At 47.0% G+C, this 24,671-nt stretch carries 19 protein-coding genes and 1 pseudogene; 14 read left to right on the top strand and 6 right to left on the bottom strand.

All coding sequences use genetic code 11. The features are described 5' to 3' along the window. The first annotated feature begins 192 nt into the window (after positions 1–192). Both G9U52_RS36870 and G9U52_RS36865 read left to right on the top strand, forming a co-directional pair. Positions 193–984 (top strand): sugar phosphate isomerase/epimerase family protein, encoded by a 792-nt coding sequence (locus tag G9U52_RS36870; protein WP_166157851.1) that lies wholly within the window; start codon positions 193–195, stop codon positions 982–984. A 24-nt stretch (positions 985–1,008) separates the two neighbouring features. Further along, positions 1,009–2,079 (top strand): Gfo/Idh/MocA family protein, encoded by a 1,071-nt coding sequence (locus G9U52_RS36865; RefSeq protein WP_166157847.1) that lies wholly within the window; start codon positions 1,009–1,011, stop codon positions 2,077–2,079. 231 nt (positions 2,080–2,310) lie between these two features. Here the strand turns inward: G9U52_RS36865 and G9U52_RS36860 are convergent, their stop codons facing one another. After that, entirely contained in the window at positions 2,311–2,715 is a 405-nt protein-coding gene (locus tag G9U52_RS36860) for a VOC family protein (RefSeq protein WP_166157844.1), read from the bottom strand. Positions 2,716–3,252: 537 nt separating this feature from the next. Here G9U52_RS36860 and G9U52_RS36855 point away from each other — a divergent pair. The 6 genes from G9U52_RS36855 (at position 3,253) to G9U52_RS36830 (ending at position 9,963) form a co-directional block, all read left to right on the top strand. Next, positions 3,253–4,632: an NAD(P)-dependent oxidoreductase gene (locus G9U52_RS36855; RefSeq protein ID WP_243767779.1), complete on the top strand. Its 1,380-nt coding sequence runs from the start codon at positions 3,253–3,255 to the stop codon at positions 4,630–4,632. 21 nt (positions 4,633–4,653) lie between these two features. Then, entirely contained in the window at positions 4,654–5,934 is a 1,281-nt protein-coding gene (preA, locus tag G9U52_RS36850) for an NAD-dependent dihydropyrimidine dehydrogenase subunit PreA (protein WP_166157841.1), read from the top strand. 2 nt (positions 5,935–5,936) lie between these two features. Continuing rightward, positions 5,937–7,364 carry a dihydropyrimidinase gene (hydA, locus tag G9U52_RS36845; RefSeq protein ID WP_166157838.1) on the top strand — a complete coding sequence of 476 codons (1,428 nt, stop codon included), beginning with the start codon at positions 5,937–5,939 and terminating at the stop codon, positions 7,362–7,364. Beyond that, complete coding sequence (locus G9U52_RS36840; RefSeq protein ID WP_166157835.1) at positions 7,364–7,582, top strand: hypothetical protein; 219 nt, start codon at positions 7,364–7,366, stop codon at positions 7,580–7,582. The genes hydA and G9U52_RS36840 overlap by 1 nt, the downstream gene beginning before the upstream one ends. 88 nt (positions 7,583–7,670) lie before the next feature. Continuing rightward, the gene (locus G9U52_RS36835) at positions 7,671–8,894 is read left to right on the top strand and encodes a Zn-dependent hydrolase (protein ID WP_166157832.1); all 1,224 of its coding nucleotides are present in this window, start codon (positions 7,671–7,673) and stop codon (positions 8,892–8,894) included. Positions 8,895–9,063: 169 nt separating this feature from the next. After that, positions 9,064–9,963: an SDR family oxidoreductase gene (locus tag G9U52_RS36830; RefSeq protein WP_166157903.1), complete on the top strand. Its 900-nt coding sequence runs from the start codon at positions 9,064–9,066 to the stop codon at positions 9,961–9,963. Positions 9,964–9,987: 24 nt separating this feature from the next. Here the strand turns inward: G9U52_RS36830 and shc are convergent, their stop codons facing one another. Next, entirely contained in the window at positions 9,988–11,892 is a 1,905-nt protein-coding gene (gene shc, locus G9U52_RS36825; RefSeq protein ID WP_166157829.1) for a squalene--hopene cyclase, read from the bottom strand. Positions 11,893–12,159: 267 nt separating this feature from the next. Here shc and G9U52_RS36820 point away from each other — a divergent pair, with 267 nt between their 5' ends. The 4 genes from G9U52_RS36820 to G9U52_RS36805 all read left to right on the top strand — a co-directional run bounded on the left by G9U52_RS36820 (position 12,160) and on the right by G9U52_RS36805 (position 15,005). Next, positions 12,160–12,375: a multidrug efflux MFS transporter gene (locus G9U52_RS36820; protein WP_166157825.1), complete on the top strand. Its 216-nt coding sequence runs from the start codon at positions 12,160–12,162 to the stop codon at positions 12,373–12,375. Between the two features lie 19 nt (positions 12,376–12,394). Continuing rightward, the gene (locus tag G9U52_RS36815; protein ID WP_166157822.1) at positions 12,395–13,441 is read left to right on the top strand and encodes an MFS transporter; all 1,047 of its coding nucleotides are present in this window, start codon (positions 12,395–12,397) and stop codon (positions 13,439–13,441) included. Between the two features lie 212 nt (positions 13,442–13,653). After that, complete coding sequence (locus G9U52_RS36810) at positions 13,654–14,280, top strand: DUF2238 domain-containing protein (RefSeq protein WP_166157818.1); 627 nt, start codon at positions 13,654–13,656, stop codon at positions 14,278–14,280. Positions 14,281–14,351: 71 nt separating this feature from the next. After that, the gene (locus G9U52_RS36805) at positions 14,352–15,005 is read left to right on the top strand and encodes a M48 family metallopeptidase (protein WP_166157900.1); all 654 of its coding nucleotides are present in this window, start codon (positions 14,352–14,354) and stop codon (positions 15,003–15,005) included. A gap of 68 nt (positions 15,006–15,073) precedes the next feature. Here G9U52_RS36805 and G9U52_RS36800 read toward each other — a convergent pair whose 3' ends face one another. After that, on the bottom strand, positions 15,074–15,745 hold the full coding sequence (locus G9U52_RS36800; protein ID WP_166157816.1) for an SOS response-associated peptidase: 672 nt from the start codon (positions 15,743–15,745) through the stop codon (positions 15,074–15,076). Between the two features lie 209 nt (positions 15,746–15,954). Here G9U52_RS36800 and G9U52_RS36795 point away from each other — a divergent pair, with 209 nt between their 5' ends. Together G9U52_RS36795 and G9U52_RS36790 are read left to right on the top strand one after the other, a co-directional pair. Next, the gene (locus G9U52_RS36795) at positions 15,955–17,703 is read left to right on the top strand and encodes an ABC transporter ATP-binding protein (RefSeq protein WP_166157813.1); all 1,749 of its coding nucleotides are present in this window, start codon (positions 15,955–15,957) and stop codon (positions 17,701–17,703) included. A 114-nt stretch (positions 17,704–17,817) separates the two neighbouring features. After that, a complete protein-coding gene (locus G9U52_RS36790; protein WP_166157810.1) occupies positions 17,818–18,492 on the top strand; it encodes a tetratricopeptide repeat protein in 675 nt (224 codons plus the stop codon). Positions 18,493–18,522: 30 nt separating this feature from the next. Here G9U52_RS36790 and G9U52_RS36785 read toward each other — a convergent pair whose 3' ends face one another. The 3 genes and pseudogenes from G9U52_RS36785 to G9U52_RS36775 all read right to left on the bottom strand — a co-directional run. Next, on the bottom strand, positions 18,523–21,477 hold the full coding sequence (locus tag G9U52_RS36785) for a DEAD/DEAH box helicase (RefSeq protein ID WP_166157807.1): 2,955 nt from the start codon (positions 21,475–21,477) through the stop codon (positions 18,523–18,525). Next, the gene (locus tag G9U52_RS36780; protein ID WP_166157805.1) at positions 21,474–23,033 is read right to left on the bottom strand and encodes an SWIM zinc finger family protein; all 1,560 of its coding nucleotides are present in this window, start codon (positions 23,031–23,033) and stop codon (positions 21,474–21,476) included. The genes G9U52_RS36785 and G9U52_RS36780 overlap by 4 nt, the downstream gene beginning before the upstream one ends. A 559-nt stretch (positions 23,034–23,592) precedes the next feature. After that, positions 23,593–23,989: pseudogene (locus G9U52_RS36775) on the bottom strand (DUF3231 family protein); the annotation flags it as partial. Positions 23,990–24,671: the final 682 nt, after the last annotated feature.

Genomic DNA, 24,671 nt, shown 5'->3' with positions numbered 1-24,671 from the left:
ATAAGCACATCGTACACTTCAAAAGTAGCCCTCGTCTTAAAGGGCTGCTTTTTCTTTATACATTAGGACTAGCGAAAAGACTAGCGAAATCTGATATATATATATTGATATATCTCAGCAATGAAGGTAAAATCAGATACATTGGAAAAGTGAAATTACCCATTTCACTCAAAGAGATAGGAGCTGGGACAATTGGATTTAGGAATTATTGGACAGCCGAATGAAGAAAGCTTTCGCAAGGCCCGCGCCAAAGGCTTGGACTTTTTGGAATTTTGCATTAATGAAGGTAATGATGGATTAGCCTTTTTCAATGATAAGCTCAATATTCAACAATGGATCAAGCAATATGGAATCAGAATAGCTTCAATTGGTAGATGGAAATCCCAAAGAATTGATGAGCAAGGGCAAGTCATCAACAACGAATTAGAGATCTGCTACAGGCTGATTGATATAGCAAGTGAATTAGGATGTACGAATTTTGTATCTGGATGTAATTATGTAGAAAGCCGTTCTTATTTTGAAAATTGTGTATCAGCCATTGATTTCTTCTCCCAGCTAATCGATTATGGTAAAACAAAGGGCGTTCAGGTATCCTCGTATAATTGTCGCAAAGTAAATTTTGTCCATAATCCGGTGGCATGGAGTATAATCCATGGGCATCTAACCGACTTAGGCATTAAATACGATCCTTCTCACAGCAGATATGCAGGTGGCGACTATTTGCAGGAAACCATGGACTGGGGAGACCGTTTTAAACATGTACATCTTAAAGGCTCGATGATTATCGGTGGCAAAAGGGTGGATGACCCGCCAGCAGGCTTGGACCAAACCGACTGGACAACCTTCATTTCTCTATTGCGTGTAAAAGGCTACTCAGGTGGACTTAGCATCGAGCCCCATTCTCCGGTATGGACTGGAGAGCTAGGCGAAGAGGGAATCGATTATACCATTCAATACATGAACTCCTTATTATTCAAAAGATAATCATTCGAACAGGAGAGAGATAAGATGGAAAAGAAACTGAGATACGGCTTGGTAGGTGCTGGCAGCAATGCAGAGAAAAAACATCTAACGGGATATTTAAACCTTCCTCATGTTGAACTTGTGGCCATTTGCGATGTGAATATGGCTAGCGCCAATCGACTAGCTGAAAAATATAACATCCCGGGTGTTTACAGTGATTATACCGAGATGCTCCAAAAGGAAAACCTTGATTTGATTAGTGTGTGTACGCCTAACTTTTTGCATGCGGATATCTCGATTTGTGCCCTTGAACATGGCGTAAATGTTCATTGTGAGAAGCCGCTAGCGATCAATGGGACGGATGCCCGTAAAATTTCGGAGGCGCAAATCAAATCCGGCAAAAAGCTAATGATTGGACTCAATAACCGTTTTACAAAAGAAGCTCTTTTTGTGAAAGAGTACATTGAAGCCGGACTTCTTGGGGATATTTATGAAGCGAAGGCTGGATGGATCAGAAGAAGCGGCATCCCAGGCAGAGGAACATGGTTTACGAATAAGCAGCTTGCTGGCGGAGGCGTTATGATTGATCTGGGGGTTCATTATTTTGATCTGGTGCTCTACTTGATGGGAATGCCAACGCCTTCCTATATCGCAGGTGCAGCCCACCAAACCTATGCCAATAGCACGACGCGAAATCGCAATGGATACGTTGGAAACCGCAATGGGATTTTCAATGTTGAAGATAGTGCAGTCGGCTATTTAAAGCTTGAGAATGGGGCATCGGTCAGCTTGGAATTCAGCTGGGCCTCCAATATTGAAAAAGATAAAGCTTATTATGAGCTGATTGGTACCAAGGGCGGTATCAAATATGAGAATGGAGAACTGACAATATTTTCAGAGCAGTTGGGTACCTGCATCGATATTAATCCCAAATTGGGCGCATCTCACAAATCCATCAACGAATTCGAACACTTTACGCATTGTATCCTGACTGGCGAGGAGCCTTTGGCCCCTGCCGAGCACGGATGTTACTTCATGAATATTATCGATGCCTATTATAAATCCGTCGAACAAAACAAGCCTGTTTTCTTTCCTGAGCTTGTAGGCGTACGCTGATAAGGTGTTACACTCTAGCCACTTAAAGTCGCCGACCAAGCGGCTTTTTTTGATGAATGGGCCCGGTAGGAGGGCTGTATTAACTCCTTTGTAAGTCCTGTTGACCATCCAGACCTTCACTTTTGTATCTATACGCCGGTATTGCAAAATGAAGCAGAACCCTCATTTATAGGTAGTAATTAATGGCCAAAACCGTCAGGATATCTTTCCTGACGGTTTTGGCCATTAATTTTAAGCAACTATGGTGAAAGTAATGCCGAACTTGTCCAACACGGTACCAAAAGCGGGGCTAAACGCGGTTGCTTCTAACGGCCAAACCACTTTACCGCCTTGCTGCAAAGCATCAAAGATTTGCTTGGCTTTTTCTGCATCATTTGTTGAAATGCTAAGGCTTACTTTATTGCCGGTTTGGACGGGCTGGCCTGGCGAATCGGAGAACATCAGGTGGGATTCACCAATTTGCAGAATGGCATGGGAAACAAGATGCTTGAGCTCCTCAGGGAAAGGCATCGGTGCTGGCATCTCTCCGTAGGTAATCATATGGATCACCTTGGCATCCAGTGCGTCCTCATAAAATTGGATGGCTTCTCTAGTGTTGCTTTCCATCATGAGGTAGGGAGTTATTTTTAAGGACACAATCAATCAGCTCCTTGAATTTGATCTGTTTGCCTATTCACTCTAACACAAAAATAGAGCTATGATTTCTTCTCAATTGCTAGATTGCTAAAAAGAAACCTGTTAGAATATCTGGAGCAAATAGATAGGACCCTTAGACTGCTTTTTGATAAATATGATGCCGAGGTTAATGATTACCTATACACAGGGGATACAATAAACAAAATAAAATAATTTATGAATTATTCATGTCATTAACAATTAATGTAGTTGATAAGAAAGTGTATCGGTTCCCGATATGCTTTTTTTATACTTTCCAATCAGTTAACGGCATGTTAGAACACGCCACTAAGTATATTAAAAGAGCAGTATTTACTTATTCTGGAGCAATTTAATAGCCTGAATATTTACCTAAAAGCAGAAATATCTGAATATTCCATTTATTTGTGGGACAGAGGTAGAAAATATAACACAAAGGAGCTATTATTTATATAGAATGTGTAATCAATACTAACATGAGGCAAATGCTTACTTATCCTATCTTAGGAGGTTATCGGGATGGAATTAAACCGAATGCTTAGCAGGCTGACGACCGAAGCATTTGCCCTAAATTTTGCGGAGACAAAGCCTCCCCTTACGAAGAAAGCAGCGATCGAGGAGTCGAATCGCTGCCTGTATTGTTATGATGCTCCCTGTATAACCGCCTGTCCGACCGGGATCAACATCCCGTCATTTATTAAGCGAATAGCCACGGATAACCTTAAAGGCGCAGCCAAGGCGATCATGACCGCCAATCCGATTGGCGCCACCTGTGCGCGGGTGTGCCCAACGGATGAGCTCTGTGAAGGCGCTTGTGTGCTGAAAGGTGCTTCGGCGCCGATCATGATCGGCATGCTGCAGCGATATGCCACGGACTGGGCTCGCGCCACAGATGCGACCTTATTCCAGCCGGGGCCGGCCAACGGCAAGAAGATCGCCGTAATCGGTGGAGGGCCAGCCGGCCTTTCAGCGGCACGTGAGCTGGCCGTAGACGGCTTCTCTGTCGTCGTTTACGAAGCGAAGCCACTCGCAGGCGGGCTCGATACCTACGGTATCGTCTCCTTCAGGCTGCCCCAATCGATTTCGCTCTGGGAGGTGCAGCAGGTTGAGAAGCTTGGTGTAGAAATTCGCACCGGTATTAAAGTGGGTGAAGATATTGCTGCAGCTTACCTGCTTGAGGAATATGATGCCATCGTATTGGCGGCAGGTATGGCATACGTCCCGCCAATTGGCATAGGCGGCGAAGATCTGCAGGGCGTCTACGATGCCATTGAGTTTGTCGAGCAGACGAAGAAGGAGCTGCCATCCTTTGCATTAAAAGGAGCTCGTGTCGCCGTCATTGGCGCAGGAAATACGGCGATTGACGCCGCAACCTGCTCGGTGCGTCTTGGTGCGGAGCAGGTCAAGATTGTGTATCGCCGCTCACGCGAAGAAATGACTGCCTATGATTTCGAATACGATTTTGCCAAGCAGGAGGGTGTCGAATTCAGCTGGATGACAGCGCCGAAACGAGTGATTGGCGATGCCGCGGGTAAGGTAACACATCTGGAATGTATACGCATGGAATGGTCGGGCAAAGTAGGTCGTGACGGTCGTCCCCTTCCTTCCCAGATTGAGGGCTCGGAGTTTCTGATCCCCGTTGACGCGGTAGTCAAGGCCATCGGCCAGGAAAGGCGCACGACTCTGGTCGAACAGTTTGGCCTGGCGCATAACAACGGCGTTGTGCTTGTAGACGAAGCCACACGGTTGACGTCGAACCCAAAGGTCTATGCAGCAGGTGACATCACCTTTGGGGCAGGACAGGGAGAAGCTATGGTCGTGTCGGCGGCGGAGCAAGGCAAACGTGCAGCCCAAGCCGTCCGTGAACGTTTGTCGGCAAGCTTGAATGTGTCTAACTAACTGAAGAAGGGTAGGATGGCTATGGCAGATTTAAGAATAGACTTGGCAGGCATCAAGTCCCCTAATCCATTCTGGTTGGCATCCGCACCGCCGACAAATACAGGTTACCAGGTACAACGGGCATTCGAGGCGGGCTGGGGCGGAGCCGTCTGGAAAACACTCGGTGATCCGATCATTAATACATCCTCACGTTTCGCCGCTGTACATTTCGGAGGGCAGAGGGTGGCAGGCTTTAATAATATTGAGCTGATATCTGATCGGCCACTTGATGTCAACCTGAAGGAAATCTACGAAACGAAGGAACGTTTTCCCAATCATGCACTCATTGCATCGATTATGGTCGAGCCGACCCGGGAAAAGTGGCATGAAATTGTAAAACGCATCGAAGATGTCGGCGTGGATGGCTTTGAACTGAATTTCGGCTGTCCCCACGGTATGGCGGAGCGAGGCATGGGAGCAGCAAGTGGCCAGCAGCCTGACCTTGTCGAGATGCAGACGATGTTCGTCAAGGAGGTTGCCCGGACGCCGGTCATCGTCAAGCTAACGCCGAACATTACGGATATCACAGCCGTGGCCAAAGGGGCTGTTCGGGGTGGGGCGGATGCCATTTCCATGATTAATACGATTAATAGCCTTGCCGGTGTCGATATCCATACCTGGAACACGATTCCCCATATAGCCGGGAAAGGCGCACATGGCGGCTATTGTGGACCGGCTGTCAAGCCAATCGCCCTCAATATGGTTGCTGAATGTGCACGCCATGCCGGGATTGGTATACCTATTTCCGGCATCGGTGGAATATCGAACTGGCAGGATACCGTCGAATTCATGCTTATGGGCTCGACTGGCGTCCAGGTCTGTACCGCAGTTATGCACCATGGCTTCCGCATCGTGGAAGAGATGATCGATGGCTTAAACAACTACCTGGACGATAAAGGAATTGGCTCGGTGATGGAAATCGTCGGACGTTCGGTGGAAAAATACTCCGATTGGGGCGACCTGGACTTGAATTACGCAGTCGTCGCCCGTATCAATACGGATACCTGTATCAATTGCAATAAATGCCATATTGCCTGTGAAGACGCCTCCCATCAATGCATCGAGCGGGTGGTCGATATTTCGGGCAAGCCCATCCTGCAGGTGCGCGAGGAGGATTGCGTCGGCTGTAACCTGTGCTCGATAGTTTGCCCGGTGGACGGTGCTATCGATATGGTGGAAATAGCAAATGGGCAAATACCGATGAGTTGGAATGAACGACAGCAGTTGCTGGCTGGGCTGAACACCGAAACGGAGGTGGTATAACGATGAAGAAGCTGATAAGTAATGGCATGATTGTAACGGCTGCTGATACTTACCTGGGTGACATTCTAATTGATAATGGCGTGGTTGTGATGATTGGTACCGGACTGGAAGCGCAGGATGCGGAAGTGGTGGATGCGTCTGGCTGTTATGTATTCCCAGGGGGCGTTGACCCTCATACTCATCTGGACATGCCGTTTGGTGGGACGGTGACCGCGGACGATTTCGAAACCGGTACAAAGGCAGCAGCATTTGGCGGTACGACGACAATTATCGACTTCTGCCTGACAACCAAGGGAGAAACCTTGCAAAAGGCGGTAAATACCTGGCACGGCAAAGCGCGCGGCAAAGCTGTGATCGACTATGGCTTTCATTTGATGGTCTCGGAAGTAACCGAAACCGTATTAACCGAGCTGCCCCGCATCATCCATGAGGAAGGCATAAGCTCCTTAAAGGTATTCATGGCCTACAAGAATGTGCTTCAGGCGGATGACGGTACGCTCTACCGGACGCTTCTGCTTGCCAAAGAGCAAGGTGCACTGGTTATGGTGCATGCGGAGAATGGGGATGTCATCGACTTTCTCGTGAACGAAGCCTTGGCGGCGGGGCGAACGGAGCCCATCTATCATGCGTTGACTAGACCGCCTGAGCTCGAAGGCGAAGCGACAGGCCGCGCAGTAGCACTTACGGGTATGGCGGACTCGCAGCTGTACGTTGTACATGTGACCTGCGCCGAGGCGGTTCGCCAAATCGAAGCGGGTCGGGCAAAAGGGCTTCAAATTTATGGAGAGACATGCCCGCAATATTTGAATCTTGATGTCTCCTATTTGGAAAAAACGAATTTCGAAGGCGCTAAATATGTATGGTCACCGCCGCTGCGCGAAGCCTGGAACCAAGAGGTGTTATGGAATGCACTTCGCAGCGGCTCCCTCCAAACAGTCGGCTCCGACCAGTGCTCGTTTAATTTCAAGGGGCAAAAGGAGCTGGGTCTGGGTGATTTCTCGAAAATCCCTAATGGCGGCCCGATGATCGAGGATCGGTTAAGTGTGCTCTATTCTGAGGGCGTGGAAAAGGGACGCATTTCTTTAAATCAATTCGTCAATATCATCTCAACAACAAGCGCCAAGCTATTCGGGCTATTTCCCCAAAAAGGCACGATTGCTATTGGCAGCGACGCGGATATCGTTATTTTCGATCCATCAGTGAGGCGTAAAATTTCAGCTGAAACGCACCATATGAATGTGGATTATAATGCATTCGAAGGCATGGACATCATGGGAGAGCCCATAACTGTGCTTGTGCGCGGGGAGTTCGTGATTCGTGACAAGGAATTTGTTGGGATGCCCGGCTCCGGCCATTATCTACATCGCAAAAAGTTTGGAGCTACGAACGGGATAGCGACCAAGCCATCCTCATCAGAGGGAGTGCTGTAATGGCTGCCTATCAAGCGTTTATGGAAGAGAAGAGCGAAATTGACAAGCTGATGGCCGAAGGATTTGTTGTTGTGAGTATCCATGAAAACCTTGACGGGGCATTAGTGCGTTTCCAATCAATAAGCTCGACAGAGCAGGTCAAGTCCTTGCACCTGAACACGGCTGATGCCCGCAAATATATATCAACGCTTCTTTGGGTAAAACAAAGAAAAATTTAGAACCGTTTGGTAATAAAGATGGGAAACGAGAAGATGCCTGTTTGAACCACTCAGGCAATGGGTTAGTCATGAATGGAGAGTGATCGTATTGCAGGTTCAGAAGCTATACGTCAACAGTCAGAGGCTACAAGAAACCATTGAGCACTTTGCGGCTTTCGGGCGCACAAAAAATCAGGGTGTTACTCGCTTGTCGCTTGCCCAAGAAGATATTGCAGCACGTGACTATTTTTGCTCCTGCTGCGCAGAAATCGGCATGCATATAAAGTTTGACGATATGGGCACGATTTATGCAACCATGGATGGGACCGAGAACATCCCTCCCGTTGCTATGGGTTCACATTTGGATTCGGTGACGAAAGGTGGCAGATTTGATGGAGTCTTGGGAGTGATAGCCGGTCTTGAGATCGCAAGAACCTTGGTAGACCATCAGATCAAGCCGCGGCATCCTCTGACCATTATCAACTTCACGAATGAAGAAGGGGCAAGGTTCGAGCCTTCCATGATGGCATCGGGCGTCCTTTCCGGTAAATTTGATAAAGCAACGATGCTGATGAAGAGGGATATTGACGGCGTTACGTTCGATGATGCACTGACCGCTAGTGGTTATTTAGGAAGTATGGACAACAGGTTAACTGCTGCTGCGGCATACTTGGAGCTGCATATTGAACAAGGACCCGTTCTTGAGAATGAAGCTCTATCTATCGGCGTGGTCGATTGCGTGGTAGGCATGGTTTGTTATGAAATTGAAGTTACGGGTGAATCCAATCATGCTGGCACAACACCGATGCATGTAAGAAAGGATGCATTTTTTGCCGCTCAGGATATGATGGTGGCGCTCCGCGGCAAGCTGAATGAATTGGATCCCGAATTGGTTTACACCATGGGGCGTGTACATGTGTTCCCGAATATCCATACGGTGATTCCGAATAAAACGATTTTCACGCTGGAAGCAAGGCACAAGAACGAGGATGTCATTCGTGAGGTCGAAGCCATTATTGGTAATCTGCCGAATTTACAAGCTGGCTGCGGTGTTAAGAAAACTAAGCTTTGGAGTCGTAATACGGTATGGTTTGATGACGGGATTTGCAAGCTGGTTGAGCAATCGACGCAGTTGTTGGGCTATTCATCTAAAAGAATGGCGAGTGGTGCAGGGCATGATGCGCAATTCGTCGCCGGATTCCTGCCGTCTGCGATGATTTTCGTTCCAAGCACTCAAGGGAAAAGCCATTGCGAAGAAGAGTATACCTCCTATGAAGATTGTGAAAAAGGAGTTAACGTTCTTTTACAGACCGTGATTTCTTTGATCAGTTAGAGTGGATAAGATAGCGACTGTCTACAAGCTGACTCTCTGAGTCAGCTTGTTTAGTTGTAATTAGGTAAATCCAAGCAAAAAAGCTGGCTGTCAATGGTATTAATAGGTACCACTCGGGAACTAGGCGAATATCCTGATGTTAACTACAAAAAGTAATGGAGGTCTCCCTGTGATTCCCATGTATCCGTATTATGGCTATGAGACACGCTGCCGGCAGGTACCTATCACATTTCCGCCGCAGCATCAGGATGTGCAGCCTGGTTTGGAGTATGTAATGAACCCCATTCCAATATCCGACAATCCCGAGTACAAGGGAAGCGGGAAATTGGCAGGTAAAATTGCCATCATTACCGGAGGCGACAGCGGCATTGGGCGCGCTATCGCAATCGGCTTTGCCAAAGAAGGGGCAGATATGGCAATCGTCTATCTGTATGAGCGCGAGGATGCCGAAGCGACCAAACAGATGGTGGAGCAATACGGGCGACGTTGCCTGCTGATCGAGGGAGACTTGCGTAACTCCGTCTTTTCCCAGGAGGTGGTGAGAAGAACGCTGGAATGCTACGGAAGGCTTGATGTACTTATACTGAACCAAGGCGTCCAGTTCCCTCAGGAGAGCATTGCGGGCATTTCTGACGAACAGCTTGAGAATACGTACCGCACTAACATTTTTCCGCATTTCTACATGACTAAGGCCGCACTTCCTTACTTGAGGCCAGGGAGTGCCATTGTATCGACGGCATCCGTAACCGCCTATGCGGGCGCCCCTTTGCTTGTCGATTATTCTTCTACAAAGGGTGCGGTTGTATCGTTTACCCGATCACTATCGCTTCAATTGGTCAGCAAAGGAATCCGGGTCAACGCCGTAGCGCCTGGACCCATCTGGACCCCACTCATCGTGTCCAGCTATTCAGCCGAATATGTAAAAACCTTCGGTCTAGAGACGCCGATGAAACGCGCCGGACAGCCATTCGAGCTTGCACCGACCTACATTTATTTGGCGTCCGATGATTCCTCCTTCGTGACGGGTCAAGTGCTTCACGTCAACGGCGGCGTCATGACGGAAACTTGAGCCGGAATAAGTGAATTCGAAAAATTAGCCGCCGTATTTCTTTCTGTAATGGCTTAATGTAAGAAGCGGCCAAATGTAACGGTAGCTGTGGTAATGAATGTAAAGGGTGCTTGCAAGGCCTGCTCCGGTAGGGTAAGTGGTCGTCCAATCATCTTCGTGCAGGGTGGAGATTAGCCTTCGGATGCCTATTTCCATTTCAGGAATCGGTTTCGGATGAACAGCGATGAGAGCATCTAGCGCCCATGCGGTTTGAGACGGCGTGCTTGCTCCGAGCGGCATATACCGCATAAGCTGATCGCTCTTGCAGGATTCTCCCCAGCCTCCGTCTGCATTTTGAATGCTTAAAAGCCATCCGATGCCTTTTTGTACAGCTTGATGATGGGGCTCTACCCCTGCCGACATCATTCCTGTTAGTGCAGCCCATGTCCCGTAGATATAACAAATCCCCCAACGCCCGTACCACGACCCGTCCGCCTCCTGATGATCAATCAGCCAGTTCGTTCCGCGTCGAATAAAAGAATGGTTCAAGCCAAGACCCGCAGTGCTACCCAAAAATTCCAAGGTTCGCCCAGTCAGATCGGTCGTAGAAGGATCAATAGCCGCCGTTTTGGCCTCATCAACCGGGAGCCAAGTGAGGATTTCATGATCCGTATCTTTCTCGAAGGCGGGCCACCCCCCATCTTTATTTTGCATAGATAAAGTCCAATTCAGCCCTCGGTTCCAAGCATCGCGGTAGGATGGCTTAATCAGGGTCAACCGTTTGATCGCTCTTAATGCCGCTGTTGTATCGTCTACGTCCGGATTAATAGTATTGGAGTCTGAAAAACCCCAACCACCCGGAACAGGATTTCGATTATGGACGCTCCAATCCCCGAATTTCCAGTGTTGTTTGGAGAGCAAATAAGAGGCTGCGTTTTGAATCGCCATACTTCCAGCCGAAGTTCCAGATTCCTGCAGGGCGTGTGATAGCAGGGCTGTATCCCAAACCTCCGAAGGCGAATTTTGTAATAACACCTTCCCATCCGTGTGGCAGAGCGTAGCTACTAAGCCTTGAACCGCGCTTGTGATAACCGGATGCTGTTTGTCATAACCGGAGGAGAGCAGGGCGAAGATCATCATAAACGTGCAGGTTGCATAACTGTAAAGCGTTCCGTCGGGTTCAATCCGTTCCAGCATATACTGCTCCGCCCATTTGGAAGCAGCCTCATGAAGACGCTTAGGGACGCCGACGAGCTTCCCGAGGCTCGTTTTTATTTCCTTCAGCAGATGCTGTAAACCACGGGAATGCTCATGTTGACCATTATTATTGAAGAAAACAGGTTCCAATCTATTGCCCGCCAGATCAGACAAATCAGGTGAAGCATCTGTTGTTATGACAAATTGGCGATCGACTAATAGAACCAGGGGCGCTAGGTGCACCCTTATAAATGCGGAAAAATCGAAGAAATTAATAGGAAAAGAAGTAGGCAGTAGTAAAAATTCTATTGGAATCAGTGTTGAGCTCGGCCATGGGTAATGGCCGGTGGCGGCGAGAAACACTTTGGTCAGCACGTTCGTAATGTTTTGGATGCCGCCTTTTGACAAAATGAATTGCTTTGCTTTTTCCATCGATTCATCCGTTTTTTTACTGTATCCCGAATATAAAAGTGCATAATAGGCTTCCACGGTGGCAGACAAGTTGCCTTCTTCTTCGTCGAAAAAAACTCTCCAAGAACCGTCGGCCTGCTGTGCCGTAAGGATTCGGTCATGCAATTGTCGGATGAGAGTTTCATTATCCATCTGCAAGGTTCGAAGGGTTATTATCATATAAGCATCTGTTAACGTTCCATTCTCAAAGCAAAAACGCCATGACCCATCTTTTTTTTGCATCCGCATGATTTCTTCTGTCAAACGCTGGATTTCCCGGTTTGTCTCGCTCAAGACATCCATCCCAATTCCCCCGTTCCGGCAGCTTCTTATGGAAAAATATCCACAAAATTCAGTATCAAATACATCCGAATTTGAATGGTTTTCTCCATTATATGAAAGGTGGCACTTGCAGATGTTTTTTAATTCTATAATAAAATACTTTCCAACTGCCGAAAGTCTCTATATTATTAATATAAACCGACAGGTTTAACGTGTGCATAACGAACAAGTATAATAACAGTCCAAAAATATAGGTATCTATTTTATCGGAAAAGAAGGTTATTCCTTATGGAAGTCTGGAAACGTAATTTATACATATTATGGACCGGAAACTTTTTAACTTCAGTAGGCATTGGAATGATCATCCCCTTTTTGCCCCTGTATGTGCAGGATCTTGGTGTACACGATGTGAAACAGGCCGCTCTATGGGCCGCTATGATTTTCGGAATCAATCATTTGATGATCGCACTGATATCTCCCCTTATGGGGAAAATTTTCCGATAAGTACGGACAAAAACTGGTCATGGTCATAACCGGTTTAGGCTCGGCAGTTGTCATCGGGGCGATGGGGCTCGTTGATACTCCGTTACAGCTGCTTCTGCTTCGTGCCGCTTTTGGTACGATGGGTGGTTATCCGACCTCTTCTGTTGCGCTATTGGCCATAGAAGCTCCCAAACAAAAGGTAGGTAACGCGTTAGGCACATTGCAAACTGGACAAGTCACTGGTCAATTGTTAGGTCCGCTGATTGGTGGGGTCCTGGCAGAATGGTTGGGGATACGAGATTCCTTCTATATTACGGGCTTCTTTATATTCTTAGCTGCGCTGCTGACGATATTTGGAGTAAAGGAGGCGAATACATACACTAAATTCAAGTTCAGAGGCTTGCTAAAGCTGAGTAATCCGTTTCAATCCAAAATTCGTAACCAGGCTATCCCCGTGAAGAAGACAGCCTTTCGTCAAGTCCTTGGACAATCTCCACTTATTCTGACGCTGTTTATTTCTACATTCCTGATCTCAATAAGCTTTGCGAGTATTAGTCCGATGATTTCGTTGTATGTAAGAAGCATGAATATAGTGGATCACATTGAAATTATGGCCGGCCTCATATTTGCATCTACAGCCTTAGGTACCATGATTACTGCGCCGATACTTGGAAGAATGGGGGATCGGTACGGTCATTCCATTATCCTGCTTATTTCACTAATTTTAATTGCCATTCTGCATATTCCTCAAGGTTTAGTCACAGATCCTTGGGTACTCATGGGCATTCGGTTTATAACCGGTTTATGTATCGGCGGCGTAATCCCGTCTATCAGTTCCTTGCTGCGCAAGTTGACCCCGACCCCTATTCAAGGCAGCGTATTTGCATATAATGCAAGTGCCGGATCACTGGGAAACTTGTCGGGAGCTCTATTCGGCGGATTGGTCGCAAGTAGCTTCGGCATTTCTCTTGTTTTTTATCTGATCGCCGGAGTCTTCTTTGTTCATTTCCTGATGATAACGGTTCAGTTCAAAAGGTTCAGGAAAGCGGAATTGGAAGAGGAAGCAACCTACGAAATGGACAAATGAATTTGACATCATAAAGGAGAACGGCTATGTATGACATAACAATTGTTGAGTCAAGCGGCTGCTAATGGAATTCATGTTGGCCAGAGCTTGTTCGCAGATGGACTACTCATTTGAAATGAACAGATAACTGCATCTGGGGACAGCCTCTCCTGTTTACCTGAAACAAAGAATGTGTATAAATAGATATGAAAAGTTCAGAGAGGAGCGGTTCTATGAACGATCCTAAAAAACATCCGTTTAATGATTACTTTGAATTGGCTCTGTACTTAATATCCGCGGGGTGCATTGTTTATTTTTGGATTCACGGCATCCATCAGAAAGCTTTTCAAGGTGTACTCATCATTGCCGTTTTGACAATGATCCGAGGAGTAGTCAAATTTACTAAGATTGAGCTGTTTCCCGCATTAAGATTTTCAATCTTATTTTTCATTTTTCTCACAATGCTTTTGGCCAACGAGTTCGGATTTTACGGAATCATACCGTATCTTGATAAAATCGAGCATCTCCTGTCAGGGATGATCCTAAGTTTGATAGGCATGGTAATTTATTGGAAACTAAAAATATTAGAAGAAGAACGGCATTCCTATTCTACCACTGCAATTTGGTTTAGCTTCTTCTTTTCTGTAGCAATGGCGGGCTTCTGGGAAATATATGAATTCACTACGGATTACCTATTCGGGCTTAAATCCCAGAATAGCAGCCTAACGGATACGATGGGAGATATCATTTGTGGTACAATCGGTGCTGTGGCTACGAGTATTTATTTAGCATTCAAGGCAAAAAGAAATTCGATAACGTATTTTGACGCCCTCCCAAGGAGCAATGGGTCCGGCAAGTAAATCATTAAGACGTATATCTATAAAGTATAAGAGTTAGTAATAAACTTTTAGAATCGATGGTGTTTATGAAAATTGAAATTGAAATTGAAAATCAACTTATCGAATTTAATGTTCAATATGGAAATACAAAAAAGATTTCAATTCATATAGACGGTTTAGGTCGTATCACGGTTAAAGTTCCCAAGGATACAAGCAAAGAAATGATTGTAAGCGCTGTGGAACCTCATGGTAAATGGATACTGGAAAAAACATCCAGCCTTGCGAAGGCCCGGGAAACCCCCAAGAAAAGAGAATATCAAGACGATGGAACTTTCCTTTATCTTGGGAAAGAATATTTTCTCCATGAGTTAATAACGACTAGTGATTTAAATGAAGAGATACTTAGAAAAAATCTCAAGAAGTTTTATTTCTCAAGCTGTGAGAAGATTGTAAGAGAACGAATAAAGTTATATGAAACACAGCTGAGAGTAAAGCCTAAATCCATTGAGATCGTTGAGTCTAAAACCAAATGGGGAAGCTGTAGCTCGGATAAAAAGGTAACCTTTAATTATCGTTTAGCCATGGCTCCAATTGAAGTTATAGATTATGTGATTGTCCACGAATTATGTCATCTGATTCATATGAATCATGATCGATCATTTTGGAGACGTGTTGGAAGCATAATGCCGGATTATAAACAAAAGCAGGCGTTTTTAGCTAGGCATGGGGAGTTTATGACACTTTAAAAGTTTGTTTTCCTAACCAACCAATTGCATCAGCAAGCAGAAACTTATAGGGGAAGCAACCCAAACTGTTATGATACTTCTTTAATATTTTCAATTGAATCGTTCTTCACATTACCGACTTCTTTTCTTACCGGATAAACTCTCATTTCAGAGTCGGGATATGGTTTTTCAAGCAGCTCCTGCAGCAGCCGAACGTCCTGGATGCTTCGATCCAACCAGGTGGCCTCGTCTTGCGTTCGCAATATGATGGGCATACGGTCATGGATGCCTTCCATTGTCTTGTTTGGACCGGTAGTGATGATGGTGCAACTGCTTATCTTTTTCCCTTCAGGGCTCTCCCACGTATCGTATAAGCCTGCCATCCCAAATAATTCTCCGTTTTTTAAAAGAATTCTCATCGGCTGCTTGCCATCCTTCATTACCTTCCATTCGTAAAAACCGTCTGCCGGAATGATACAGCGTTTGCTCTTGAACGATGCTCGGTATGCTGGTTTGCTTGCCACGGTCTCGACCCGTGCATTGATCATTTTATAGCCGATTTTTGGATCATCTGCCCAAGAAGGGATGAATCCCCAACGGAGCTGGCCCAGCTTATTTTGTTTTCCATCATTGATGATCGCCGGAACCATTTGGCTTGGCGCTATGTTGTAGCGCGGTTCATAGAATGGAGTCCCACGTTCAAGCATAAAGCGAAGCATTAGTTCTTCTTCAGTTACTGTGATCGTATATCTTCCACACATTACGAGCCCTCCCTGATGTTTATATGTAATTCATTTTACCTCAATTATTCTTGCACTCAAACTGAAATTTGTATGTAGCCAGTAGGTGGAGTTCGGTTATATAGATAAGCATACTACCCTCCAGCTTTACATTCGGTTTAAATTAATAGAGTATCTTATTAGTAATGCTTGTGTCGCTATGGATTTTACTTGGAAAAGGTGGTTGGGATATGAAACAAATAAACCGCAAGGGTGGCTGGCGTGATTTTGTACAGCTCATTTGGCAGACGAAGCCACCATTGCTTATAATGGGAATTGCGCTCGCGATGAGCATAGGCTCTACATTGGTCGGATTGAGTATTCCGCTGTTTACGAAAAATTTGGTGGACAGCTTTTCGCTCGAATCGCTGAATCGACTCCATGTTATTGGGCTTTGTGTGGCCTTTATTATGCAGGCGATTGCCGGAGGCATTTCGATTTATTTATTAAACCGGGCTGGACAGACTGTGGTTGCCTCGCTGCGCGATCGATTGTGGAAGAAGCATCTGCATTTGCCTATCTCCTTTTATGATAAGAACCAAACCGGTGAGATGATCAGCCGAATCATTAATGATACAGGCATTGTGAAGGGATTGATTACGGAGAATCTGACCAATCTGGTTACGGGCTCGATCTCGATCCTTGGCGCTATAGGGGTACTGCTTTACCTGGATTGGAAAATGACCATGCTGATCGTATTAGTCATTCCCTTGTCGCTGCTGTTTTTGCTGCCGCTGGGGCGTCGAATGTACAAAATATCCAAAGGGTTGCAGGAGGAGACCGCTAAGTTTACTGCCGTCCTGGGGCGTGTGCTATCAGAAATTCGGTTGGTTAAGGTCTCCAATGCAGAGCACGTTGAATACGGCAATGGCAAAGAGGGCATTAACCATTTGTTTCAATACGGCTTGAGGGAGGGCAAGATTCAGGCTGTCATTGCTCCGCTGATGTATTTTGTGCTCATGTTGCTGTTCGTCATGATCGTTGGCTATGGTGGGCTGCGGGTATCCTCGGGCGAGCTGACATCCGGTGATTTGGTTGCCTTTCTATTATATTTGTTTCAAATCATTATGCCCATTACACAGGTTTCAAACTTTTTTACCCAGTTTCAAAAGGCAATGGGCGCTACCGAGCGAATTATAGCGACACTTCAGGTGGGTGAGGAGGAGCTGTATCTGGGAGGCAAGCTTGAGGATAGCCATAGGACCATTCAATTGGAGCACGTCTCTTATGCTTATGAATCGGGCGAACCGGTGCTTACTGATGTAAGCTTGAAGGTAGAGCCGGGTAAGGTGACAGCCATCGTGGGACCAAGTGGTGGTGGTAAAACGACGCTCTTCTCGCTCTTGGAGCGGTTTTATGAGCCAAAGAGCGGTTTGATCCGGATGGGAACAGAGGCGATAGGCGACTTGTCACTGCAATCGTGGCGAAGCCAGATCGGCTATGTTACGCAGGAAAGCCCATTGATTGCTGGAACGATCCGCGAGAATATCACCTACGGTACGGAGCGTGAAATCAGCGAGCAGGAATTGGCGGAAGCAGCGCAGCTTGCCTATGCGGATGTATTTATTAATGAGCTTCCGAAGCAATATGAGACGGAGGTGGGAGAACGTGGCATTAAGCTCTCCGGCGGACAGCGGCAGCGGATTGCCATTGCCAGAGCGCTGCTGCGCAATCCGCAAATTCTGATGCTGGATGAAGCCACTTCCAGTCTGGACAGCATATCCGAGGTCATCGTCCAAAAGGCGCTGAAAAATGTGATGCAAGGACGGACGACGATTGTGATCGCCCATCGGCTGTCGACCGTGGTGGATGCCGATCAAATTATATTTATTGAAAAAGGCAGAGTGACTGGAAGTGGGACACATGAGTACTTGTATGAGTCGCATGCGTTGTATCGGGACTTTGCCAACCAGCAGCTGCGGATGCAGCCTTCGGTCTAGGCCTCTTTATGAAAGGTCAGGTGTTTACACGGATATCCATGGGGTTAGACAAGTTCAACAAAAGATGGATTATCCATACAATAGTAGATATCAAAATAAAGAGGGGGATCTACAATGAGCAAGCTGTTGTTATTCGTTGCACTCATCTGGCTGACCGGAAGCCCGATAATAGCCATCATTGTATTGCTAATCGTATTTTATGTACTGGAACGGCGGTTTATTGGATTGTCGCCCAGTGTTCTCAAGCCGTTAAAAAGGGCAAGGAAGCTCTCCAGGCTCCACCAGGAGCTGCGGCTAAGCCCTCATCAAACCTCAACTAAGCTCGAAATGGCACGGCTATGGATCGAGCAGAAGAAATATGCACAGGCGTATGAATTATTGCTCCAGATCGCTAAGGTGATGGAGGATTCAGCCGAGGTGCGGGCGGAGCTCGGCATCTGCGAATTAAAGCTCGGACATTTGCAGCAGGGTGAGCAAAGTATCCTGCAAGCTTTAGAGCTGAACCCGCACGTGAAATATGGAGAGCCTTATTTGCGGCTGGCTGAAGCTTGGGCTGATCAGGATCCGCATAGATCCATCGCTTATTTGCAGCAGTTCCAGAGCGTCAACTCGTCCTCTTGCGAGGCTTATTATCGGCTAGGCCAGCTGTACAGCCAGCTTGGCAGCAAAGCCGAAGCACGCGAGGCTTATCGAGCAACTGTCGAGCTGTACCGCGGGCTTCCTAAGTATAAACGCCGTTTTGAACGCCGTTGGGTGTTGCTGGCAAGGATTAAGGGACTTGCTAAATGAGCTAAGAGGAGAGCAAGGGGATAAGCTGCCTCACCAAGCCTGCCTGAGCGCGAACAAATCGCGAAGCCCCTCGTTGGACAGCTCAGTAATCCAGCTCTCGGAGGTGGAGATCACATTATCGCTCAAGCTCATCTTGCTCTCCAGCATCTCGTCGATCTTTTCCTCAAGGGTGCCAAGAGAAATAAACTTATGCACCTGCACGTTGCGCTTCTGTCCCATCCGGTAAGCACGGTCGGTGGCTTGATTCTCGACGGCGGGGTTCCACCAACGGTCATAGTGGAACACATGGTTGGCTGCCGTCAGGTTGAGACCGACTCCGCCAGCTTTTAGTGACAGGATAAAGATGCCCGGACCTGTCCCGTCAGTGGCCTGGAAGGCTTCAATCATCCTGTCGCGCTCGACCTTGGGCGTGCTGCCGTTCAAGTACAGCACGGGCTCGCCTTGCTGTACCCCCAGAACGTCGGCCAGCATACGGCCCATGCCTATGTACTGGGTGAAGATCAAGCACGAATCTCCCGCTTCCCGGAGCTCGCTGACCATGGCAACGATCCGCTCCAGCTTCGCGGATCGTGTGATGAAGGCTTCACGGTATTCTTCGTGAAGCAGCATTTCCGCGGATGGCAAAGCCTCCTTCATCAGCAGTGCGGGATGATTGCATAACTGCTTGAGCTGGGTCAGGACAGCAAGAATGGCTCCTTTTCGCTCCATCCCCTCCAGATTTTTCATCTTTTCCATCAAATCCTTGACCACCTGCTCATAGAGCGCTCCTTGCTCTGAGGTAAGGTTCATATAAACCTTCATTTCCTGCTTCTCCGGCAAATCCAGCTGGATAGCGGGATCGTTCTTTTTACGGCGCAGCATGAAGGGCTTGATCAGCTTCTGGAGCTGTGAGGTTAACACCTGGTCCTGGTGCTTTTCGATCGGAATGGCAAAACGATGCTGGAACCCGCGCTGGGTACCCAGATAGCCAGGATTAAGGAAGTCATAGATGGACCATAGCTCTGACAATCGATTCTCGATTGGCGTCCCGGTCATCGCAATGCGGTGCCGCGATTTGAGTGAGCGGACAGCTATCGATTGTTTGTTTTGTGCATTTTTGATGTTCTGGGCTTCGTCCAGGCAGAGGGAGCTCCAAAGAGTCTCTTGCAAGGTTTCTTGATCCAGCAGAGCGGTTGCATAAGACGTAATAACAATGTCTGTATCTGAGAGAACGGCAGAGAGCGCATCGCCATGTAATCGACCCTTCCCATAATGGAGCCAAACCTTTAAATCGGGTGCAAAGCGAGCCAGCTCTTTTTGCCAGTTGCCAAGCACAGAGGTTGGACAAATGAGCAGGGCAGGGGACGCTGATTCTGCTTGGTGATGCAATAAATACGTGATGAATTGAATCGTTTTACCAAGCCCCATATCGTCGGCTAAACAAGCGCCCAACCCGAATTTCCGAAGAAAGCTTAGCCAGGTAAAGCCTTCTCGCTGGTAGCCGCGCAGCTCTGCACGCAGCCCCTCAGGCACAGCAAGCTCTTGTAAGTCTGACGGCTGCCCCATTTGGCGCAGCAGCTCCAAGAGGTGCGAGTTTAACTCTACCTCAAGCTTAATCCGTGCTTCTGTTTCTTCTGTCTGTTCTCCTGTACTTTTTCCTGTTGCAAGCCCAGGCTCTGAAGGCTTCCCAGGCTCTAGATCATTCAATAAATGCAGCTGTAGGACGTCCTGCAAGGATAAGCCCTCTTGCGGGTCTACGCTTTCCATAAGCCTGCGGATCTGCTCAAGCAGGGCAGGATCCAGGTAGACCCATTCACCGCGGAAGCGGATCAGCTTATCCTTGCGACTAAGCAGCTCGGCGAATTCGGCTTCGTTCAGCTCTGTATCGCCGAGGGCGATACGCCAGTCGAAATCGACAAGGGCGCCCAGCCCGAATAGCGACTTGCCATTGCTGCCGCTACCGCCGGCTTCTGGCGCAACCTGTGCACGCAGGCGGGGCTTGCGCTTCGAGGCAGCCTCCCACCAGCCCGGCAGCATCACGTTCCAGCCGTCGTTCAGTAATTGGCGGCTGTCCGCCGTCAGAAAGCGCCAAGCGGCGTCATCGGTCAGTGGCTCAGCGAAAAAAACGCCGCCGCGATTCCGGCTCGGAAGCGCCGCCGCTAGCCTTGCTGCCCATCCGGGAGCTCGCTCACGAATATACGGGCTCCAATCGCTGGGCCATTCGCCGGAAGCCTGTCCGTCCGCCGTCAGACGCATAGGCACCAGTATGGAGCCTTCGCTTTTATCCTGCAGCACCAGGCGAAGCTGCCAATCATACTGCTCCTCATCCGGCTCGAGCAGCTGCAAAGCAGGGCGGAAGGGAGCGGTGTCCGGCTTCCACCCGAGTACATCGAGCCACTCCTCCTCCGCTAGCGTATGAGCCGAAGCTATATCCGCCTGAGGCTGTTTAAATAAAGCGGGATAATCGCTCCTAAGCGCCGATAGCGCAGCTTCATCCGAATAATGCTCTGTGTAGACGGCCGCGGAGAAGGCCGAGCGCAACCCGGACAGCTCCTCGCCCAAGACATCCAGATGGATCAGCGATTCCCAATCGAGCTCTTGCAGCCCTTCAGCGCGAGCCTCCCATGTCCATTGCAGCCTTCCATCCTGAAAGGAGCTGTAGCTTGGCAAATAACCACCCGCTTTGGCTTCCTTGTAGAGAAGCGGCGCTGCCTCAATTAATGCGCGGGTGGCTTCATTGCCGCCTTTGCAGTGGAGAATGTCCATGAAGTTTGGCTCGGCGAAGAAAGGAAGCACCAGTTCTGCAGGGAGGACGGTCACGTCGAGCTCCCCGGCCTGCCGAAGCGCAAGCGTCGTTCCATAGCATGACGGCTCATGCCAAGCGAACAAAAGATTACGGAATGTATCGCCTGAAACCTCGGCTCCATCCTTTAGACCCCATAGTAAGGCATCCCCGCTTTCCGTGAGAATCGCAAACAAAGTCAACTCATACAATTTTATACTCATTCGACTAGCTTTCCTTTCTTCATTTCCTCTTGCAGCGCCCGCAGCCGACCGTGTCGTGCCATAAAACCAGTAAAAAATCGTTCCCAGCGCTCGGGCTGCTTGATGTTATGATATATTTTTTCCAGTTTTTTCAGCAGTCTGACCGCTAATTTGTAATGCTCGCGATTTTTAAGGGCGATATATTGCTCGACGGCTTGATGGTAATAAGGCAAAAGGAGGCTTGGTGCTTCCTTCTCGATCGGCTGCAGCACGCTAACTGCGTGATAAAGGGGATCCTGTCCTTTAACAATTTGCATTTCCAACCAAGGCTTCCATTTGCGCTGCTCATACAATAAATCCTCAACAATCAGAGCTGAATGGGGCAGCATGCCCTCCAGCACCTTCCATAAATACATTTCGGATTCAGGCTCGTGGGCAATCGCTTCTTTCCAGTAGCCCAAATAGGTATCCAGCTCCTTATTTCTTGAACCATAAAAGGTAGAGGCCGTTTTTAATAGCCATTCCACCAAAATTCCCCAATCCCCAGAAACGGAAATCTGCTGCAATAAAGAAAGAAACAGGCTCGCTGGCGCTTTTTTTAACGTATCAGTCGTTTCTAAAGCTTTCCATGCTTCACTGAACCTGGATTGTTGTAGGTATAAAAAAGCCTTCGCCGCTGAAAGAGAAGTAGAAAAGGAGTCGGTCGTTTGCTGCTCTATGTCGTTAATCTCCTGTGATACCCATTCGCTGGCATCGGGAAAAGGGGCAATCCAATACTTCCACATCGCCATATAAAGGCCGTAGTCCAGATACGTATATCCCGTTTCTTCTACCACTTGCTGCCTTAAAAAACTTACCGTTTGTTTAAGTCGCTCACTTGAAGAGGCAAAGTTGCTTACAGTCGATTTCTGGTATAGCCAGGCATGAATTTCATCATACCTCTTGTATAGGGCAGAAGAAGTATAGTTATTTTCACGACCTGGGACTTGATGTTCTTTTATTTTTCGCAAAATAAATAACTCTTGATGCAAGTCAAATAAGATCCAATCCACTTCTGAAAAAGGAATGGAGGCTTTACGGATTTTTTGCAGCTCATCCCGCATCGCATTTGCGTAAATTCCCTGATCCTTAGCTGATTGAACATCGGCTGTATATTCATCGAGAAACTCATGCCAGCCGACAATATCCCGACCAGGTAATTGCTTGAGCAGCAGCTCGGGTGAACTCATGGCATGGACGCGCTTCACATGATGGCTGGCATTCACAATTTGCGAAGCCGGGTAACCCAATCGGTCAGCAAGCTCCATAATAACAGCAGCCACATGCTTGCAGCAGGCTTGAATCGGGCAGGTGCAGGAGCTAGTTCCAAGTTTGTTTAAATCCAACGTCACATTATAGTCTTCATGGTCACTGACCTTAGCTTGAACGACACGCTGTTCAGAAATGCTCAGGGCTACTACGCTCTGTTGTTTAAAATAAGTAAACCCCCGACTAAGGGTAACCTCATTAAAGGTTGAAGCCACTTGCTCAAGCAGCTTCAACCATTGCTCATCGTTTAAAGCAGGAATCGAACCCATCGCAAAGCTCCTTGCTAACCCATATTAGAATCTAACTCTTCTATTATAGAGCGATACGATAATAAATACGATATTTTCATGAATAAACATAGTATCTAACTCCAAGCTGAGAGATCCGATGATCTGATGAGTTATGTCCACTACCAGACCTGTTGATTAACCATTAAATGGTAGAAAAGGCTCCATGAGAAAGTCTACCATGATTTTATCATCCTTCAATCCGTTATAACTCCGGAATTCAAATTCGTCGTTCAAATTGCTGGTTACGAAGAAAAGGCTCGCAAGTTTACCGTGTATCAGCTGCTTCAATATTGGTGCATGGATGCATTTGGACTTCTATCAAGATAGTAGACACAGATTTTATTCTCACACAGCCAGACTATGGTACAAACGTTCATAATCAGAGGGCGTGTTGTACCCAATCGAAGAATGGATACAGCCATTGAACAGGAATCTCGATGCACTGCGGAACATACTGCCCGGATTGGTTCAACAATAAGGGGATTCTATGAAAAGGGCTAATAATAAAAAAATCCCACCCATGGGTAGGATTTAAATTTTAATTAAGCATTAACAGTCTCAGCATTTTTACTTGAAGTGGAGGAGGGATGAGGAATCCCTTTTCTTTGCTCATTTTGAGTATTTTAACGCCTATTGTTGTTTTAATAGTATGATATTTCGCAAATAAAGTGCCAATATCCTCTCTAACTGATTGGCCCATAACTTGGCTACAAGCAACCGGTTCTAAAGAGGCATCAAGTTCAATTTTCGCTGCTATTTCAGGGTAAGCAAATCTTGCGTCGATAGGGATGTCTTCTAGTTTTACAGGGGTGGTTCTTCAGGCATCATTGGTGCGGGTGCAATTCCGTTGACCATGAGCAATGCATCGTATTTTTAAGCTTTGCCTGATCAATAAGATCGTCCAGTACTTTTTTTAGGTCTTTGTCGCCGAGTGGAGTAAGAATGCTTGTAGCAGGATACGGCGCGTTTGGTATTTTTTTATTTTGGACTGGATTATTGTATCCAGTTGTACAAAGTTAATGTAGCGAATATTTTATTATGTGTCTCGATTTGCATGACGTTGAATGTTTAACTTATTTGGAGGAAAACAATAGATCTCTATAAGATTTTTGGGCAAATGTCTTATCGCAGAAAAGATCTGCAGCAACAAGTTCACTCCCAATCATTCACTTATCCCTACGGGTCTTAATTATGCGACAGAAACTAAGTTCGGAATTAGACATAACCCGGTCGCCATGACTGGTGCAGGACATGAGTTGAATGGAATTTCTGGGCTTGGTTTCAAGAATGGAAAATAATTGCACTTGTAATGTTATAGTTATCATGATAAATTATTAACCCGGTCATCATTATTGTAGCCGGATAATTGAATTGAATGCTAGGTTCGTAGGGCAATTGCAAGTATGGAAAAAATTGCACTTGCATTACAAAACGAAAACATGATATATTACTCGTCCAGCCATTCAACATGCTGGGTAAAGCAAAACATCATTGTCCTTTGAAAACTGAATCAACGAGTGAGTAAAATAGAGAATGCAAGTTCTCGCCAGATGTAAAGAATGAGGCAACTCAAGTTCTACCTTAATGGAGAGTTTGATCCTGGCTCAGGACGAACGC

The organism is Paenibacillus agricola (assembly GCF_011440305.1).
In the GTDB taxonomy this organism is placed as follows: Bacteria; Bacillota; Bacilli; order Paenibacillales; family NBRC-103111; genus Paenibacillus_S; species Paenibacillus_S agricola.
This window is presented reverse-complemented; position numbering and strand designations above follow the sequence as displayed.

Bases quoted from the DNA above. Each gene is read 5' to 3' on its own strand.
- G9U52_RS36865 (WP_166157847.1), top strand. From the start codon at position 1,009: ATGGAAAAGAAACTGAGATACGGCTTGGTAGGTGCTGGCAGCAATGCA.
- G9U52_RS36855 (WP_243767779.1), top strand. From the start codon at position 3,253: ATGGAATTAAACCGAATGCTTAGCAGGCTGACGACCGAAGCATTTGCC.
- preA (WP_166157841.1), top strand. From the start codon at position 4,654: ATGGCAGATTTAAGAATAGACTTGGCAGGCATCAAGTCCCCTAATCCA.
- hydA (WP_166157838.1), top strand. From the start codon at position 5,937: ATGAAGAAGCTGATAAGTAATGGCATGATTGTAACGGCTGCTGATACT.
- G9U52_RS36840 (WP_166157835.1), top strand. From the start codon at position 7,364: ATGGCTGCCTATCAAGCGTTTATGGAAGAGAAGAGCGAAATTGACAAG.
- shc (WP_166157829.1), bottom strand. From the start codon at position 11,892: ATGGATGTCTTGAGCGAGACAAACCGGGAAATCCAGCGTTTGACAGAA.
- G9U52_RS36820 (WP_166157825.1), top strand. From the start codon at position 12,160: ATGGAAGTCTGGAAACGTAATTTATACATATTATGGACCGGAAACTTT.
- G9U52_RS36815 (WP_166157822.1), top strand. From the start codon at position 12,395: ATGGTCATAACCGGTTTAGGCTCGGCAGTTGTCATCGGGGCGATGGGG.
- G9U52_RS36810 (WP_166157818.1), top strand. From the start codon at position 13,654: ATGAACGATCCTAAAAAACATCCGTTTAATGATTACTTTGAATTGGCT.
- G9U52_RS36800 (WP_166157816.1), bottom strand. From the start codon at position 15,745: ATGTGTGGAAGATATACGATCACAGTAACTGAAGAAGAACTAATGCTT.
- G9U52_RS36795 (WP_166157813.1), top strand. From the start codon at position 15,955: ATGAAACAAATAAACCGCAAGGGTGGCTGGCGTGATTTTGTACAGCTC.
- G9U52_RS36790 (WP_166157810.1), top strand. From the start codon at position 17,818: ATGAGCAAGCTGTTGTTATTCGTTGCACTCATCTGGCTGACCGGAAGC.
- G9U52_RS36785 (WP_166157807.1), bottom strand. From the start codon at position 21,477: ATGAGTATAAAATTGTATGAGTTGACTTTGTTTGCGATTCTCACGGAA.
- G9U52_RS36780 (WP_166157805.1), bottom strand. From the start codon at position 23,033: ATGGGTTCGATTCCTGCTTTAAACGATGAGCAATGGTTGAAGCTGCTT.